The organism is Neobacillus vireti, from assembly GCF_036962345.1.
GTDB lineage: Bacteria > Bacillota > Bacilli > Bacillales > Cytobacillaceae > Neobacillus > Neobacillus vireti_A.
Map to the genome: position 1 here is coordinate 126,369 of NZ_JBALNB010000010.1, position 15,883 is coordinate 142,251.

The window sequence follows — 15,883 nt, forward strand, 5'->3', positions numbered from 1 at the left end:
GATTCGATGTTGACTTATCGTAGGTAGGTAAAAATCCTGAAGGGATTTTTACTCGCGGAGAGCGAAGGACACTAGCCGCTAGGGCGCTGGAGCTGGACAGTAATCTAAGTTCAAAACTTATACCTTATAATACTTAAAATCAAAAGACTGCCTCAACGGCAGTCTTTTATTTTTTTACTAGTTCATATATTTCTTTTGTAGGGAGATGAATGATTTTCTCATATCGATTTCCATACAAGACGGAATCACCCGAAGGGGATTGAAGTATAGGTTCATTTTTAAGACCTTTTAAAATCAGGCTGCTGCTGCCTTCATGAATATCATAGCTTACAAGCTCGAACCCTTCGGTATAAGAATCTGCCTCAGTACTTTTGAGTGGCTTAAGAGTAATAAACGTCCCTTTACTTTCATTAAAATCATAATAAGGAACTAACCAACTCGAAAACATGGTTAAATGAGGGATTGAAAAAGCAGAAAGCTGTTTTTGGTCTTGGTTATAAAAGGTATACGTTGCCTGTACCTTTTCCTCATCGTTAACGGTAACTGTCATGAGCATGTTATGGTAGCTTGAATAATGAAGAACCTCCGGAAAAACAGTTTCCTCCACTTTCGTTCCTAAATTCTTTCTTATTAATGGAGCAAAAAGAGCAGGACTGCTATCATCCCAGTTCAAGAAAGCAATTTCTTCTTCTCCCAGCCATTTTACAAATGGTTGAGGAATCGATAGTTCAGTTGTGTTACTTTTTTCGATATCTAAGAGCAACATTTGAAAAGTCCAATCCTCATCGAATGCAGAGATTAAAATTTGCGACTCATTATATGGGTTCCATTCAAAGTCTAATTCATACGAAGGGATTGATTGTTTAAAGAGTTCAGAACCTTGAGACGTTACAATCGTAACCTGTCCTTCATAAGTAGATGGTGATGATTGTATAAGAATATATTGTTTGGCAGGGCTAATTTGGATGGTGACAATCGGTACGTCACTTGTATAAAGTAATTCACTATTACCAGTTAGTAGATCATAGAGGTATATGGAAGATGATTGTCCCAGATTTGTTATGTATAGTAATTGGTTGTCGGAAAGCCAGCCGCCAATTTTATAAAAATCACCCTCAGTAATATTAATTGGGATTTTCCATTCTTCTTTTACCTGTGTTGACGGGTCATTTTTCTTGTCGTCGTCTTTCGAAGGGCTGGGCTTGGCATCTTGTAGATGTGTGCAAGCACTAATGATAGAGGAAAAAACGAGCAAAAGCGAAATATGAAAAATAAATTTTATTACCTTTTTAAACTGCATTTTCCCCCTCCCTCCTTTTTCTATTCATAGATTAGTACGTTTCCTTTACAAAAATGTTTCAATTTTAACAGAATTATTCCAAAAATAAGAAAAAAGTCGCATACACGACTTTTTCCTATCTATAAATAACCAACACAATAGTTAATTTTAATGTCATTGGTTTCATTTTACAAGTCATCAATCTAACTATTTATAAATAAAGTGAAGCTAAAAAAATCCCCTCGACTTTTTTAAGAATGTCATCAAATTGAGATAAGGGTAATGGATTTATTCCCCTTCCAAGTTCTATCGTGAAACCAGGTCGTTTATACTCTTGAATATACCAATCCTTAAATCCCGCATGACTATCAATATTTCGAATGGACTTGTATCCACTGACTCGCTCGAATTCTTTTGCCAGTATTTCAGATTCGGGTGGTTCAAATCCTTCATATCCCCAATAAAATTCCTCCCCTTGCGTATGCAAGGCTAGAATGCGGTCAAATGGATTACCTTTGATCATATCAGCCATAGCTATTGCCTCTGGTTCAGATAGAGGCGACTTTCCTGGGTAATCCCTAGGTGCAGGTGACTTGGGCTCCTTTCTAGCTTGCTCAATCTCCCAATTTGCTGGAAACTGATTGTTTAGGTCCACCCCTCTAATATTTGCTTTCCAATGGACAAATTCATTACTTCCTTCATTTATGTTCATCACATCATCATGACGGCTTGCAGGCGGACCATTTAATACCAGGTCTACACCATCTGGGTTAACCATTGGGACCAGTGATAATTCTGTTTCATTATATAAATTTATCGTATTTATTCCTCTAATTGCACTTCGATTCGTTAATGAAATGAGGTAATGATTGACGAGGTTCATTAATACCATTGTAGTAATCCATTCATTCGCATGAAAAGAGGCATTCATATGAACTTTTTTTAACCCCTTTCCAATTCTAATTTCTTGAATCGGATTGCCTAAAACACTTTTACCTATTGTTTGCACATTTATAAATGGGTAAAACCTTTTAAGAGTAGTAATTTGCTTCATTAGAATCTTTGAACTAAATGGTAATTTTGAACGAACATGCTGCTGTGTAATACGTTCTGGTAAATAAAGAATTTCTCCGGGTACTAATTTATTGGGATTTTTCATTTGATTAAGGACCATTATGGAATCCATAACTAAATTTTTTGCATTAGCTATTTTCCATAACGTATCTTCTTCTTTTACGGTATATGGAATGGACACATACCCTGGAATCATTATTTTCATACCCGGTTTTAAACTCGATGGATCTATATTCTCGTTCGAATCGACAATAAGTTCAAGTGGAATCATAAATAATCGGCCAAAATACGATAACGAGTCTCCTTCACGGACCCGAACCTCCATATTTTTCTCCCCCCTTCCATCATAAGAATCATATGATGTGAAATGGAGGAAAATGAACAAAACAAAACCTGCTTGTGAAGGCAGGTTTTGTTAAATGCTATTTTATTTAGCTAGCTTATTTTTTATTAGCCAGGCCGCACCAATTGCTCCTGCATCATTCCCAAGTGTGGCAAGCGCTAGATTTGTAGACTCTCTTACAGAAGTAAAAGCATACTGTGAAAAGTTTTCCTTAACTTTGTTTAATAAAATATCTCCAGCACGAGAGACTCCTCCGCCAAGAACAATTAATTCCGGGTTCAAAGTATTTGCAATATTAGCTAGAGCAAACCCTAAATGCAAAGCGACTTCATCCAGTATCTTTGTCGCCAATTCGTCTTGAACCCGCGCACAATCAAAAACATCCTTAGCCGTAACTTTCCCGTTATCTTGATGAATCTTAGCCAGCTGTCCCTTTGCCCCAGCATTTGAAAGTTCAATTTCAGCTAATCGAACAATTCCAGTGGCAGAAGCAATTGTTTCAAGACAGCCTGTTTTGCCACAGTTACAAGGTGCTCCTCCAACAGGAATGGATGTGATATGACCAATTTCACCAGCTGCGCCACTAATCCCTCTCACAATATTACCATTAGCAATAACTCCACCGCCTACACCCGTTCCCAGGGTCACACATACTAGGTCACTTGTACCCTTACCTGCACCATTCCACATTTCACCTAATGCTGCACAGTTCGCGTCATTTTCGATTGCCACTGGCAGTTCTGTTAGTGTTTGCAGGCTTTCCTGTAATGGAAAGTTATCCTTCCAACCTAAGTTTACAACGTTTCTAATAATACCAGTATTATAATCTACTGGACCAGGTGCTCCCATACCAAGTCCAACTAATTTTGATTTTTGCTCTTTTAACTGTTCTAGTTTTTGATTGATCGTATTTGCAATATTCCTGGTAATATTTTGTCCCTCATTAGAGTTATCAGTAGGAATTTCCCACTTATGAAGGATTTCGCCGTTCATATTAATAAATGCTAATTTAATTGTTGTCCCGCCAAGGTCAACGCCAACAATCCATTTTTCCGTCATTGTCATCACCTATCTTTTTTTTCCTTTTCTTTTAAAAATCTTATTTCGTGTCTTAATATTAACAGTGCTGTCGAGTAATCCTTCGGATCTATCAGCTGAGCTTGATATAGCTCTTTTACTTCTGACTCCATTAATTCTAAGTCAGCAATTCGATCACCAATATAAATAATCGTTCCATATTGTTTCAAAAATTGCTGAATATCATAAATTGATTTCATTTTATTTAGACCTCTTATATAAAGAATGAAAAACATTAATAAAAGTATACCCTTTTGTTTTAACTCCCTCAAGCTGTTCTTTCAGTGATTACAAGTCAGCTGTCAATACCTCTAATGACCTTCTGCAGGGAGTAATCGATTAAGCTCCTGCACCAATTCTGTGTATTCTCTTTGGCTTGGTTTTAATTCTGCGGCTTTTTCAGCATTTTCCTTGGAACTAGTTAGGTCATTTTCCTCTAAATAAATTAATGAAAGATTGTAATAGGCTTCAGGTAAATCAGGATCTAATTTTATAACCTGGTGTAGATGTAGTTTAGCCTCATCAAGCCTATCCAACTTAATTTCAATAAAAGATAATGCGAAATATACCTCAGGTGATATATTACTAGCGTTATCCACATATTTTGTTATAACCTCGTATGCCTGTTGATAATTTTCCTGCTTAATATATTCTTGGGCTAACATAATGGTCGATCTTTCGTTGCCACCCGATTCAGAATTCTGAAACCCATAGAATAAAGAGCCATAAATAATCGCTGCCGAAACAAGGGTAAACAACAATTGTAAGAATGGTTTTTTCTTATTCGGGAAATGCATGATACCAGCAGCAAGAAAACCACCAGCTAACCCACCAAGATGTCCAGCATTATCTACGATTGAAACCGTGAATCCAAATATTAAATTAAAAATCAAAATGGTTATAACACTCGGACCCATTGTCCGGAAAAAAAGCTTCGGGTAAATGAGTGCAAAATAAAGCAATGCTCCAAAACAACCAAATATAGCCCCACTTGCTCCCGCAGAAATATTAGGGCTAAAGATAAAACTGGCAATAACCCCTGATATACCTGCGAATAGATAAATAAATAAAAATCTAGTACTCCCAAATATCCTTTCAACTGCTGGTCCTAAGAAATACAAAGCTAAGGAATTCATTGCCAAATGTAAAAACCCTATATGTAAGAAAATTGGCGTAATAAATCTCCACCACTCTCCCGCGAAGATTAAAGGATTAAATTTTGCCCCATACTTAATCAATGTCGATGTATTGGTACTTCCTCCTTGAATCTCTAACAATAAAAAAACCGCAACCTGTATAACCAGAAAGAAGTATGTATAAAACGGCCTGCCATTCGTAAAAATTTCTTTTTCTTCTTTTACCACTTGGAGCGCAGAATCTAACGCAGCTTTCTTTTGAAGGTCCACCTCATGCTCCGAATACTCATTAGGGACTGAAAAGGTGACTGCTGTTCCTATTCTTTCAGATAGAACTTCAAGCCCCGCCTCGTATTGTTCACGCGTCAACAAGACAGAGTTTACAATCGTTTTTTTTCCCTGAGGAAAGATAAATGGATGTTGCAGCCGAAACTCGTAATCATCTACAGGAGGAAATTGACTGATATAAATATTCACAACTGAAAGTTCACTCCGGCCAATCTGTTTTCGAACCTTTTCACCATTCGAGGCTGTAAATTCTATATCTCGCTGCATGGAATTGCTCCAGTCTAAATCCTGTCGTAACAAACGAATGATTGGGGCTTTTTTATTCTCGAGTTTTTCCAGCCATAATTCTTTTTGATTTTCAAATAATTGAATAATTCGGTAGCCTTGCCCCGAAATAAAGAAATGAGCTAATTTCCAAAATAAATAATCCTCTTTAACGTTCAATTCCGCCACTACTTTCTTTTAAACTGCTAGTCAATATTCTCACTAGTTTATTACATTATAAACGATAATCAATCCTAATAAAGGATAACATGTTACGAACAAGCGCATATTTCCAATAAAAAAAGACCATCTGAGGCTTTCACCATTCAGATGGTCTTTCTGCAGGTCTTCCAAATACCGTCTGCATCATTTTACCTTTTACACCCGGAAAACTCATGACCGAACTTACTGCAAGGCGGCGCATCCAGCCAGACCTGAGTAAAAGATTAATAATCCGATATCTGAAACGGTAGGCAAAATATCCAATTGACCCTATCATAAATATGGATGTCAACATACGAGACATTATCATCCCTCCTATCCATATTCTGTGAATAGGAGTCATTTTTTATCCCTACTTTTTTAGTACTTGCTTAACACAGGGTCCATTATTTCTTTCAGTACATTGACTGAGTGAGTGAATTTTTCCTTTTCTTTTTTGTTCAAATCAAGTTCAACTACTTCTCTGATACCACTGCGATTGACCACTGCAGGTACACCTATATAAACATCCTTATGACCATATTCTCCATCTAAATAGGCTGAAACGGTTAAAACTGAATTTTCATTTCGTAAAATTGCTTTTGTTAAACGAACGAGACCCATTGCAATTCCATAATACGTGGCACCTTTTCGCTCGATAATATGATAAGCTGCATCTCGTACATTAATAAATATTTGGTCTAAATCTTCTTGGTTTGTTTCATGTTTATTGGTCCATTCGGATATTTTCATTCCAGCAATGTCAGCATGGCTCCAAACTGGAAGTTCCGTGTCACCGTGTTCCCCAATAATATAGGCATGAACATTCCGGGTGTCGACATCATAATATTGCCCAAGTAAAAAGCGGAAACGGGCCGTATCTAAAATGGTCCCTGAACCAATTACCCTCTCTTTTGGCAACCCTGAAAATTTCCAGACTGCATAAGTTAAAATATCAACTGGATTTGTTGCGACTAGGAATATCCCATCAAATCCACTAGCCATGATTTGTTCAACGATACCCTTAAATATAACGGTGTTCTTTTCAACTAGGTCGAGACGTGTTTCCCCTGGTTTTTGGTTTGCACCTGCCGTAATGACAACAAGATCAGCTTGGTCACAATCTGCATAGCTGCCATACCAAATCTTTGTTCTAGAAGGAGCAAAAGGCAGGCCGTGATTTAAATCCATCGCATCTCCTTCAGCTTTTGATTCGTTTAAATCCACTAATACCAGTTCTTCTGTTATTCCCTGATTTAATAATGCAAAGGCGTAACTTGAGCCTACAAAACCTGTTCCAACAAGGACAACTCTATTCACTTTTACCATGATAATGCCTCCTCAGAAAGAGTAGTGTTTTTACTATCTAATAAAGGTTAACCTGATTACAATTTAATTGTACATTACTTCACAAGCTTTTATCAGTATATAATTCCCAGTGAAATCGTTATCTTACATCTATTTTGTTACTAAATAAATAACTATCATTGCGAACAGAGCAGCGATTAATCCAGATACTAAATTTACCATATCATTATCCACTAATTGATAGCCTTTTATTCTTTTTGCAGGTATACCACAATGGATCCTCTTCTCTGTTTCGATTCCACAATTCCTGCAACTATATACTTGTTGATAAAAGGCTCCAAATATCGTATCAATGATATTACCAAAGAAACCAAACAGGAAAATAAGAAGGAAATGGAAAAACTCCAAATGAAACAGCAGTGTGCCTGTCAAAGCTATTAGCATTGACCCTAGTATCGCCGCCGTAGTGCCCAGCCAGCTGACTGCACCAGAGGTTCCTTTTTCAATTCTTTTTAATGTACGTATGTAAATAGGCTTACTTTTACTAAGGGTGCCAATTTCCGAGGCCCATGTATCTGAATTAGAACTAGCTAGACAAACAAGAAATCCAATCAGCCAAATTATGTCTTGCTGGAAGTAGTAAAAAACACTTAACAATGCAGCACCACCGCCATTGGCCATAACCTGGCGCCAATCTCGTGTCGACCCTTTTGCTAATTTTTCTTCAATTTCTTTTTTTGCGGAACTTTTATATTTTGACCAAAAGCTAGATGTGGCAAAGAAAACTCCCAGAATGAAAAGTCCTTTTATACCAAATCCAAAATAGACTGCTATTCCAACCATAACAGCAGCAATAGCACCATTACCACTTAATGACCTTTCTTTATAACCTGCAAAACCACCTAAAACAATGATTGCGACAAGAATAATCGTTTGAGTCATTTTATATGAATTACCTCATTATTTGTGATAATTTTTGAGACTGGTATATCATGCTTTTCGGTTGGAATTTGCGGAATAACTTGAAAATGAAAAGCGAGAGAAATTGTTTTCCCATCATATCGGGTTAAAAACCGATCATAGTAACCACCGCCAAAACCCAGCCGAAATCCTTCTCTGGTATACGCTAAGCCAGGCACGAATAGAAGATCGATATCCTCAGGTTTCACTTCTATCGTCTGTTCTATTTTGGGTTCAAATAGCCCATAAAAAACAGATTCTAGTTGCGAAAATTCCGTTATTTTATGGAAGGATAATCCCTTTTCCTTAGGATCACACTTCGGAGCAACAACCTCTTTGCCTGTCTCCCAAGCTCTTCGGATAATTTGATAGGTATCGACTTCTGGTTCCTTCGAAACCGTAATCCCAATTACTTTGGCCTCGGTCCAGTCTTCATGTTTAAATAGAGTTTTGGCAATTTCATACGAATAATGTTCATAAAATGGTTTTGAAAGTGAGGAAAGTTTATCCTTCATTTCTTTTCGGATCCTATTTTTTTCATTCATAATAATCGTATTCTCCCTATTTTTTTACAACAAAAAAAGCAGCAGGAAGCCCTACTGCTTATTTTGTTTCGCGATGTGCTGTTGTACGCTTTTCTCTTGGGCAATATTTCTTAAGCTCAAGACGGTCAGGATTGTTTCTTTTATTTTTTGTTGAAATATAGTTACGATCTCCACACTCAGTGCAAGCTAACGTAATATTTACACGCATGTCAATTTCCCTCCAAACGATTAAGCTAGTTCGTTCATACGACTTTTCTATAATATCACTTTTCAAAGGGAAATGCTAGTGTGTTTTTAAAGAAAAGCAAAAGTGCCTTGAACAGGGGCGACAGGCATAAGCCGAGCCGGCGAGAAGGTTGCTCTTTAACCTTCTTGACGGATTGTCTGAAATGTGGAGGCGACTGTCCTGGGACGAAGGCATAAGACGAACCCTGCAAGAAGGCGCTCTTTGCCTTCTTCAGGGGGTGGCTTATGACTCGAGTCCCAAGGAGCCGTAACTAGACAAGCTTATGGCCCGAGACCCTAGGCGCTGGAGCTAGACATTAAAAGTACAGTTATAGATTATTTAATACTTGCATAAATCTTATTTTCTTGTCGTTTCATTCAAATTTGCCCGCTTATTTATAAGAGTGTCTTCCATCACGGTAACGGTTTGCGAAGCAATTCGTTTCCAGCCATATAAACTTTTAACAATTTGTTTACCTTTTACACCAATCTCTTTTGCATTTTCTGGATTTTGCAGCAAAAAGTCAATATTTGTTAGGAGGCTGTCCGCATTTCCTGGAATCATAAGCAAACCAGACTTTGAATGCTTAACAATTCCTTTTAGCCCGCCAGTTTCTGAAACAATCGTGGGTATACCTAGAATCATTGCTTCTAGAGCCACAATTCCAAAGGGCTCATACAAGCTTGGAAAGACGGCAATTTCACTGTTAACTAGCAAAGCATTTCTTTGTTCGTCGGAAACATAGCCAATAAAAGCAACGTAATGATCTAATTGTTTTTCAGAAACCATCTTACGATATCTTTCAAGCATCGGTCCCTTACCTGCTATAACAAAATAGATTTCTTTCCCGCTGTCCTTTGCCACTTGTGCAGCCTCAATAATCGTCTCAAATCCCTTTTCCTGTACAATTCTGCCAACAGAAAAAATATATTTCCTGCCTTTCAGGGATGGAAAAATCGCATCGGGAACAACCTTTACATCCTCTTGTTCAATACCATTTGGAACGATGGTCATTTTTTTATCGGATAAATGAAAATGATTTACTAGTTCTTCTCTCATATAATGACTGCAAACAATAATTTGATCGGATTCCTTAATTAGTCTCAGTTCCTTTTCATGAATAAAACGCTGCATTTCTGTGTGAATTCCATTATTTCTGCCCTGCTCCGTGGCATGAATTGTCGTTAGTAATGGAATTGATAGAACTTCTTTCAATGTAATGGCAGCTGTTCCTACTAACCAATCATGGGCATGAATGATATCAAACTTCATCTTTTCTGCCATTTTTTCACCTTGAAAACTCATGGCTAAATTCAAGCCAGCAATCCAAGCGAGAAAATCATCGTCTTGGTTGTTTAGTGGTGTAACACGATGGACATAAACCCCCTTCATACGTTCATAAACAGGGAGACCGCCATTCCCAGCAGTAATTACGTGAACCTCATAACCAAGTTGGGATAAATGTACAGAGAGACCATTTACATGCCTAGAGAGACCGCCAACTTCATTCGGTGGGTATTCCCAAGTTAGAATTAGTATTTTTAATTTCCGGTCAAAGGAATGTTTTAGGTTCATTTCATTATCCATTTTTTTGTTCCAACTTTTTTGATTCCTCGTAATAGCTGTAGGTACTTACATGATCAATCCATTTTGGCGAATAATGTTCAAGATGTTGATTGAGGACTAATTGATTGTAGACCTCAGTCCCTCCCATATTCGCTGTTTGAATTGCACTTGATCGAAGGATAGGGAAGAATTCTTTATCATTCATTCTAACACCTAATTCTGCAACATAGCTCCTGCTGGCAGTTAATCCTTTAACAAACCAATACCCCTTCTCATAAGGAACCACAATATCATAGTAATGATGTGCATTATTACCAGTGAAATTAATGTCTGTTACATCATATAATCTAACAATATGGACGAGCTCCTCAAATTGTTGATTAAAAAATAATGTAAAGACTTTTTCAGGTATTTTTGAGGCCTCCCAATATACGATTACTTTTCTTGGTGAAACTAGTTTAATCGATAGTTCACCTTTTAATGGCCCTTCTTCGATTGTTTCCTGTTTTGATACACTGCTTTCTTTTTGCTCCTCACTTGCTGCCGCTAAATCTTCTATTTCATCTTCCTGAGCAGTAATATATTTATTCCATCTATATTGGACTTTTCCGACTGTCGTATTTAATTGCGAGGCGATTTTTCGGAAAGATAAACCATCCTCTCTTAATTTGATAATTTCTTCTATCATTGTGATCCTCCATTCTGCAAACTCATATTTTATGCAAGGCTCTTTTCTTAAACTTTGTTGCTTTTTGAACAAAAAATTAATGATTGTACTGTGCTATTATAGAAAACAGCAAAACTTTAATAAGAAAAGAGGTTGCAAACTAAATTCAAAGGAGCAAAATAACTATTGTCACGTTAAAATCGGCTTTAAGATTTTAACAACATCGTTACGAAAACAGCCTTATGCAAAAATAATCTAAATATTCCTTCATAGATAACATTAATGGTAACATCAGTAGCCAAACTGTCAATAAACGCATTTTGTCGTATTTTGCTTTTGTTTTTTCGACATTATTCTTCAAACGCAAAAAGATGAGACATTTTACAATAGTCTCATCTTTTTGGTGTATTATTTTTTATTCATTTAAGTTAAATCGTTTTCCCGTTACTAAATAGATTACATTTTCTGAAATATTGGTTGAATGATCGGCAATTCTTTCAATAAAGCGGCAAACAAATGATAGTTGAATAATCTGGTTCGTAGCGTTCGGATTGTCTGGAACCATTCCAATAAGTTCATGAACCAAACTGCCAAACATTTTATCCACATCATCATCTTTTTCTGCACATTTCTGTGCTAGCATCACATCTTCATCAATATATGCCTTTACTGCCATAGATACCATTTCAAGTGCACGGTCCATCATTTTCGGAATATCCAGGATTTCTTTAAAGTGCTTTTCATTACCAATATGGATAGCAGCTTTTGCTATATTCACTGCCATATCTGCCATTCTCTCAACTTCAGATGAAACCTTTAAGGCTACATTCAGTGTTCGTAAATCTTTGGCAACAGGTGATTCCCGGGCTATCAGCATCAAAGCTTTATCATGAATTTCATCTTCTAATGCATCAATTTTATCATCACCGGCAATTACCTGATTAGCCATTTCAATATCATGATTAATAAGGGCACTGAGTGAATTGCGAACTGCTGTTTCAGCTAAATTTTCCATTTCTAAAAGCTTTTCTTTTAAATCAACTAATTTACTATCAAATTTTGATCTTGTACTCATTCCATCACCTCATTATCCAAATCTTCCTGTAATATAGTCTTCGGTCCTCTTATCTTTTGGAGTGGAGAAGATTTTACTGGTTTCTGAAAATTCTATCACTTCTCCACTTAAAAAGAAAGCAGTTTTCTTTGATATACGTGCAGCTTGCTGCATGTTATGGGTAACGATTATAATACTAAATTCCCTTTTTAATTCCTGAACAAGCTCCTCAACTTTTAATGTCGAGATAGGATCTAATGCGGAGGTAGGCTCATCCATTAAAATTACATCTGGCTCAATGGCCAGGCAGCGAGCAATACATAGGCGCTGTTGCTGACCTCCTGATAATCCATAAGCATTTTGATTAAGACGGTCTTTTACCTCATCCCAAATAGCGGCACCTCTTAAGCTTTTTTCAACAATCTGATCTAAAATTTTCTTGTCACGAATACCGTGGATTTTAGGGCCATATGCAACATTTTCATAAATAGATTTTGGGAATGGATTTGGCTTTTGAAATACCATGCCTACTTTTGTCCGCAATTCTTCTACCTGATAAGATTTATCAAGGATATTTTTTCCTCTATAAAGAATTTCACCGTCTGTTCTTACACCGGGAACTAATTCAATCATTCGATTCAAGGTCTTAATATAAGTTGATTTTCCACATCCTGATGGTCCAATAATTGCCGTAACTTCATTCTCCATAATATCTAGATTTATTTTCTTTAGGGCTTGATTATCACCGTACCATAAATCTAAGTCTTTTGTTCTATAAACAACTTGTTTTTCCACTGGATTGACAATTTTTGCACTAGCTGTAGTTTCCATCATTGTTTGCCTCCCTAATCATATCCATTTAATATCTCTTTTGAAATTTATTTCGAATCAATACAGCAATTGAGTTCATAACGATTAACATAAACAGTAATACGATAATACCTGCAGCCGCTAATGCATGAAACTCTACTTGAGGACGACTGGTCCAATTGTAAATTTGCAATGGCAACACGGTCATGCTATCTAATACTGTTCTTGGTAAAAACGCAAGGAATAATGGCATACCGAGGACAACAAGTGGTGCTGTTTCTCCGATTGCACGTGAAAGTGCCAGAATCGCCCCAGTAAGTATTCCTGGAATAGCGGCTGGTAGAACAATACGAACAATGGTCTGCCATTTAGTAGCTCCTAACCCAAATGACGCCTCTCTTAATTGACTAGGTACTGCGCGAATTGCCTCCTGCGATGCCACAATAATGACAGGCAAAATAAGTAAGCTCATAGTTAGACCTGCAGCTAAAACGCTTGTCCCTAATGCTAATGCACGTACAAATACAGTTAATCCAAGTAATCCAAATACGATGGAAGGGACTCCTGCTAAATTAGAAATATTAACTTTAATGAAATTTGTAATTAGGTTATCTTTAGCATACTCTTCGAGATAAATGGCAGTCCCCACCCCTAGCAATATTGAAACAGGTGCAACAACAGCCATAAGCCACAGGGTCCCGATTAATGCAGCATAAACACCTGCTCTCTCAGGCTTCCTTGAAGGAAGACTTTGTAAAAATTGCAAATCTAAATAGCCAAGTCCTTGAGAGAATATCCGATATAATAGTATTCCTAATATTAATAAAACAAACATGGTTAATGCAAAAAATATCCATTTTGAAAATGTATTTTTAGATAATCTTGGTTTCATCCGCTTTACAACGGAATCATGATTAATTAAATTCATTAATATTCCTCCCTAAAACGACGGGTGATGTATTGAGCTAATAAATTCATCACTAACGTAAATACGAAAAGTGTCATACCAACTGCGTAAATGCTATAGTAGATTGTCGTACCATAACCTACATCACCTTGACTAACTTGGACAATATAAGCAGTCATCGTTTGAATGGAGCCTGTCAAATTCCATTCCAGATTTGGAGTAGAACCACCCGCAACAGCCACAATCATTGTCTCACCAATCGCCCGTGATATAGCCAATACAATGGAGGCAACTATCCCTGAAACAGCAGCAGGTAATACAACTTTAATGGCTACTTCAAACTTAGTTGACCCCAGTGCAAGGGCACCTTCACGCATTGCATTAGGAACCGAAGTCATCGCATCCTCTGAGAGAGAAGCAATCATCGGTGTGATCATGATTCCAATTACAATTCCAGGGCTTAATGCATTAAAAATTTCAAGGGATGGTATAATCTCACGTAAAATGGGAGTAACAAAGGTTAATGCAAAAAAACCATAAACAATCGTTGGGATTCCCGCTAATACTTCTAATATCGGTTTAATAATTCTGCGAATTCGATCTGTTGCATATTCACTCAAATAAATGGCTGCTGCTAATCCGATTGGAACAGCAACAATTGCTGCAATAAGTGATACCTTTAGCGTACCCATCACTAACGGTAGAATTCCGAATGAACCATTGGTTTCGGAAAACGGATACCATTTTTTGCCAGTCAGAAAATCTTTAATCGATACAACATCAAAAAATAAGAACGTTTCAAAAATGAGTGTAAGAACAATACCAATTGTTGTTAATACAGATACCGCCGCCGTAAGGAACAAAATATAAGGCATAATTTTTTCGGTAATTCCTCCGGCGCTCTTTCTTTTTTTCTTCTCTTGAATCATTTTCTGAACAGAGAATGTTTTTGTATTTTGAGTACTCAAAATGAAAACCCCTTTCATTCCAATGACAAGATGAGAAGCACATTTTTCGCGCTTCTCATCTATAGAATTATTCTAATTCTTATTTAAGAGCTTCTAGTTTTTCTAAATCTTTTTTGTACTCTTCTTCAGGTAATTTCACGTAACCAACATCCTCTGATAATGTTCCTGAATTTTCAATAGCAAATTTAACAAAATCATATACTGCTTCGTTATCCTTAACAGCTGCGTTATTTACATATGTGAATAACGGACGTGAAAGGGGTGCATATTCGCCTGATTCGATTGTTTTATTGTTAGGCTCAACAGGACCTTCACCTCCATCGATTTTAACAACTTTCAATGAATCTTTATTCTCTGCATAATAAGCATATCCGAAGTAACCGATTGCGTTCTTGTCGCCTTTAACACCTTGGACTAATACATTATCATCTTCTGAAAGTGTAGCTTTTTGAACGATTGGAGCTTCTTCAAGAATTACTTCATCGAAATAATCAAACGTACCTGAGTCTGCACCAGGAGAGTATAATTTAATCTCTTCATCCGGCCACTCTGGGTTAACGTCAGACCATTTTTTTACTGTTCCATCTTCGATCCAAATTTTCTTTAAATCATCAATTGTTAAGCTTTCAACCCAGTCATTGTCTTTATTTACTACTACTGAAAGTCCATCATAAGCTAATTTAAATTCAGTAACATCAATTCCTTTTTCAGTAAGTGCAGATTGCTCTTCATCTTTAATTGGACGAGAAGCATTAGCAAGGTCCGTTTCACCTGCGATCATAGCCTTAAATCCGCCACCAGTTCCAGATGAACCAACAGGAACTTTTACACCTGGCTGTACTGCACCATATTCTTCAACAATAGCTTCCATAATTGGGAAAACTGTAGATGAACCGTCTATTTTAATCTCACCTTGAAGTTGCTTTACATCTTCGCCAGCTTGTTCTTGTTGTTCTTTGTTGCCTTCAGTTCCTTGTGCTCCACAAGCTGCAGTTACAGCTAACGCTCCAGTCATCATTGCTGTTAATGCTAATTTTTTAAAGCTTTTCATTGCTTTATTCCCCCTAAGAGTTTGGTTTGTCGAATTGTGTTCGTTTTGCTTACAAGACTAATAATATACCCCTTCTGTAAAGCTTGTTTTAATGAATTGTAAAGGTTTTGTAAAAGCATGTATGTCTTTTGTAAATTACAAAGAATTTTGCTTACAGTT

17 protein-coding genes are annotated in these 15,883 nt (G+C 36.9%); all 17 read right to left on the minus strand.

All coding sequences use genetic code 11. The annotated features are described in order from the left end of the window. Positions 1-166 precede the first annotated feature (166 nt). Positions 167-1,300, minus strand: a complete 1,134-nt coding sequence (locus V7108_RS12755) for a hypothetical protein (RefSeq protein WP_335513725.1) — start codon at positions 1,298-1,300, stop codon at positions 167-169. Positions 1,301-1,490: 190 nt separating this feature from the next. Further along, complete coding sequence (locus V7108_RS12760) at positions 1,491-2,678, minus strand: M14 family metallopeptidase (protein WP_335513723.1); 1,188 nt, start codon at positions 2,676-2,678, stop codon at positions 1,491-1,493. Between the two features lie 102 nt (positions 2,679-2,780). Beyond that, positions 2,781-3,755 carry an ROK family glucokinase gene (locus V7108_RS12765; RefSeq protein WP_335513721.1) on the minus strand — a complete coding sequence of 325 codons (975 nt, stop codon included), beginning with the start codon at positions 3,753-3,755 and terminating at the stop codon, positions 2,781-2,783. 5 nt (positions 3,756-3,760) lie between these two features. Beyond that, positions 3,761-3,973, minus strand: a complete 213-nt coding sequence (locus tag V7108_RS12770) for a YqgQ family protein (RefSeq protein ID WP_335568449.1) — start codon at positions 3,971-3,973, stop codon at positions 3,761-3,763. Positions 3,974-4,084: 111 nt separating this feature from the next. Then, positions 4,085-5,650: a rhomboid family intramembrane serine protease gene (locus V7108_RS12775; RefSeq protein ID WP_335513716.1), complete on the minus strand. Its 1,566-nt coding sequence runs from the start codon at positions 5,648-5,650 to the stop codon at positions 4,085-4,087. A gap of 130 nt (positions 5,651-5,780) precedes the next feature. Next, positions 5,781-5,987, minus strand: a complete 207-nt coding sequence (locus V7108_RS12780) for a hypothetical protein (protein WP_335513714.1) — start codon at positions 5,985-5,987, stop codon at positions 5,781-5,783. A gap of 56 nt (positions 5,988-6,043) precedes the next feature. After that, positions 6,044-6,994 (minus strand): L-lactate dehydrogenase, encoded by a 951-nt coding sequence (locus V7108_RS12785; RefSeq protein WP_335513756.1) that lies wholly within the window; start codon positions 6,992-6,994, stop codon positions 6,044-6,046. Between the two features lie 126 nt (positions 6,995-7,120). Beyond that, positions 7,121-7,912, minus strand: a complete 792-nt coding sequence (locus tag V7108_RS12790; RefSeq protein WP_335513713.1) for a DUF92 domain-containing protein — start codon at positions 7,910-7,912, stop codon at positions 7,121-7,123. Further along, positions 7,909-8,475, minus strand: a complete 567-nt coding sequence (locus tag V7108_RS12795) for a 5-formyltetrahydrofolate cyclo-ligase (protein WP_335568450.1) — start codon at positions 8,473-8,475, stop codon at positions 7,909-7,911. Before V7108_RS12795 ends, V7108_RS12790 begins: the two co-directional genes overlap by 4 nt. A gap of 58 nt (positions 8,476-8,533) precedes the next feature. Continuing rightward, positions 8,534-8,683 (minus strand): 50S ribosomal protein L33, encoded by a 150-nt coding sequence (gene rpmG, locus V7108_RS12800; protein ID WP_015594975.1) that lies wholly within the window; start codon positions 8,681-8,683, stop codon positions 8,534-8,536. A gap of 375 nt (positions 8,684-9,058) precedes the next feature. Further along, positions 9,059-10,288: a glycosyltransferase family 4 protein gene (locus tag V7108_RS12805; RefSeq protein ID WP_335513709.1), complete on the minus strand. Its 1,230-nt coding sequence runs from the start codon at positions 10,286-10,288 to the stop codon at positions 9,059-9,061. After that, positions 10,281-10,955 (minus strand): DUF4912 domain-containing protein, encoded by a 675-nt coding sequence (locus V7108_RS12810; protein WP_335513707.1) that lies wholly within the window; start codon positions 10,953-10,955, stop codon positions 10,281-10,283. The genes V7108_RS12805 and V7108_RS12810 overlap by 8 nt, the downstream gene beginning before the upstream one ends. A 394-nt stretch (positions 10,956-11,349) precedes the next feature. Continuing rightward, the gene (gene phoU, locus V7108_RS12815; protein ID WP_335513705.1) at positions 11,350-12,009 is read right to left on the minus strand and encodes a phosphate signaling complex protein PhoU; all 660 of its coding nucleotides are present in this window, start codon (positions 12,007-12,009) and stop codon (positions 11,350-11,352) included. A 12-nt stretch (positions 12,010-12,021) separates the two neighbouring features. Continuing rightward, a complete protein-coding gene (gene pstB, locus V7108_RS12820) occupies positions 12,022-12,819 on the minus strand; it encodes a phosphate ABC transporter ATP-binding protein PstB (RefSeq protein WP_420489191.1) in 798 nt (265 codons plus the stop codon). A 28-nt stretch (positions 12,820-12,847) separates the two neighbouring features. Further along, positions 12,848-13,726 (minus strand): phosphate ABC transporter permease PstA, encoded by an 879-nt coding sequence (gene pstA / locus V7108_RS12825; protein WP_335513701.1) that lies wholly within the window; start codon positions 13,724-13,726, stop codon positions 12,848-12,850. Beyond that, positions 13,726-14,691, minus strand: a complete 966-nt coding sequence (gene pstC, locus V7108_RS12830; protein WP_335568452.1) for a phosphate ABC transporter permease subunit PstC — start codon at positions 14,689-14,691, stop codon at positions 13,726-13,728. The genes pstA and pstC overlap by 1 nt, the downstream gene beginning before the upstream one ends. A 61-nt stretch (positions 14,692-14,752) precedes the next feature. Beyond that, positions 14,753-15,724, minus strand: a complete 972-nt coding sequence (locus V7108_RS12835) for a PstS family phosphate ABC transporter substrate-binding protein (RefSeq protein ID WP_335568453.1) — start codon at positions 15,722-15,724, stop codon at positions 14,753-14,755. Between the last annotated feature and the right edge of the window lie 159 nt (positions 15,725-15,883).

Bases quoted from the DNA above. Each gene is read 5' to 3' on its own strand.
- V7108_RS12805 (WP_335513709.1), bottom strand. From the start codon at position 10,288: ATGGATAATGAAATGAACCTAAAACATTCCTTTGACCGGAAATTAAAA.
- pstC (WP_335568452.1), bottom strand. From the start codon at position 14,691: ATGAAAGGGGTTTTCATTTTGAGTACTCAAAATACAAAAACATTCTCT.
- phoU (WP_335513705.1), bottom strand. From the start codon at position 12,009: ATGAGTACAAGATCAAAATTTGATAGTAAATTAGTTGATTTAAAAGAA.
- rpmG (WP_015594975.1), bottom strand. From the start codon at position 8,683: ATGCGTGTAAATATTACGTTAGCTTGCACTGAGTGTGGAGATCGTAAC.
- V7108_RS12765 (WP_335513721.1), bottom strand. From the start codon at position 3,755: ATGACGGAAAAATGGATTGTTGGCGTTGACCTTGGCGGGACAACAATT.
- V7108_RS12780 (WP_335513714.1), bottom strand. From the start codon at position 5,987: ATGTCTCGTATGTTGACATCCATATTTATGATAGGGTCAATTGGATAT.
- pstB (WP_420489191.1), bottom strand. From the start codon at position 12,819: ATGGAAACTACAGCTAGTGCAAAAATTGTCAATCCAGTGGAAAAACAA.
- pstA (WP_335513701.1), bottom strand. From the start codon at position 13,726: ATGAATTTAATTAATCATGATTCCGTTGTAAAGCGGATGAAACCAAGA.
- V7108_RS12760 (WP_335513723.1), bottom strand. From the start codon at position 2,678: ATGGAGGTTCGGGTCCGTGAAGGAGACTCGTTATCGTATTTTGGCCGA.
- V7108_RS12810 (WP_335513707.1), bottom strand. From the start codon at position 10,955: ATGATAGAAGAAATTATCAAATTAAGAGAGGATGGTTTATCTTTCCGA.
- V7108_RS12790 (WP_335513713.1), bottom strand. From the start codon at position 7,912: ATGACTCAAACGATTATTCTTGTCGCAATCATTGTTTTAGGTGGTTTT.
- V7108_RS12770 (WP_335568449.1), bottom strand. From the start codon at position 3,973: ATGAAATCAATTTATGATATTCAGCAATTTTTGAAACAATATGGAACG.
- V7108_RS12795 (WP_335568450.1), bottom strand. From the start codon at position 8,475: ATGAATGAAAAAAATAGGATCCGAAAAGAAATGAAGGATAAACTTTCC.
- V7108_RS12755 (WP_335513725.1), bottom strand. From the start codon at position 1,300: ATGCAGTTTAAAAAGGTAATAAAATTTATTTTTCATATTTCGCTTTTG.
- V7108_RS12835 (WP_335568453.1), bottom strand. From the start codon at position 15,724: ATGAAAAGCTTTAAAAAATTAGCATTAACAGCAATGATGACTGGAGCG.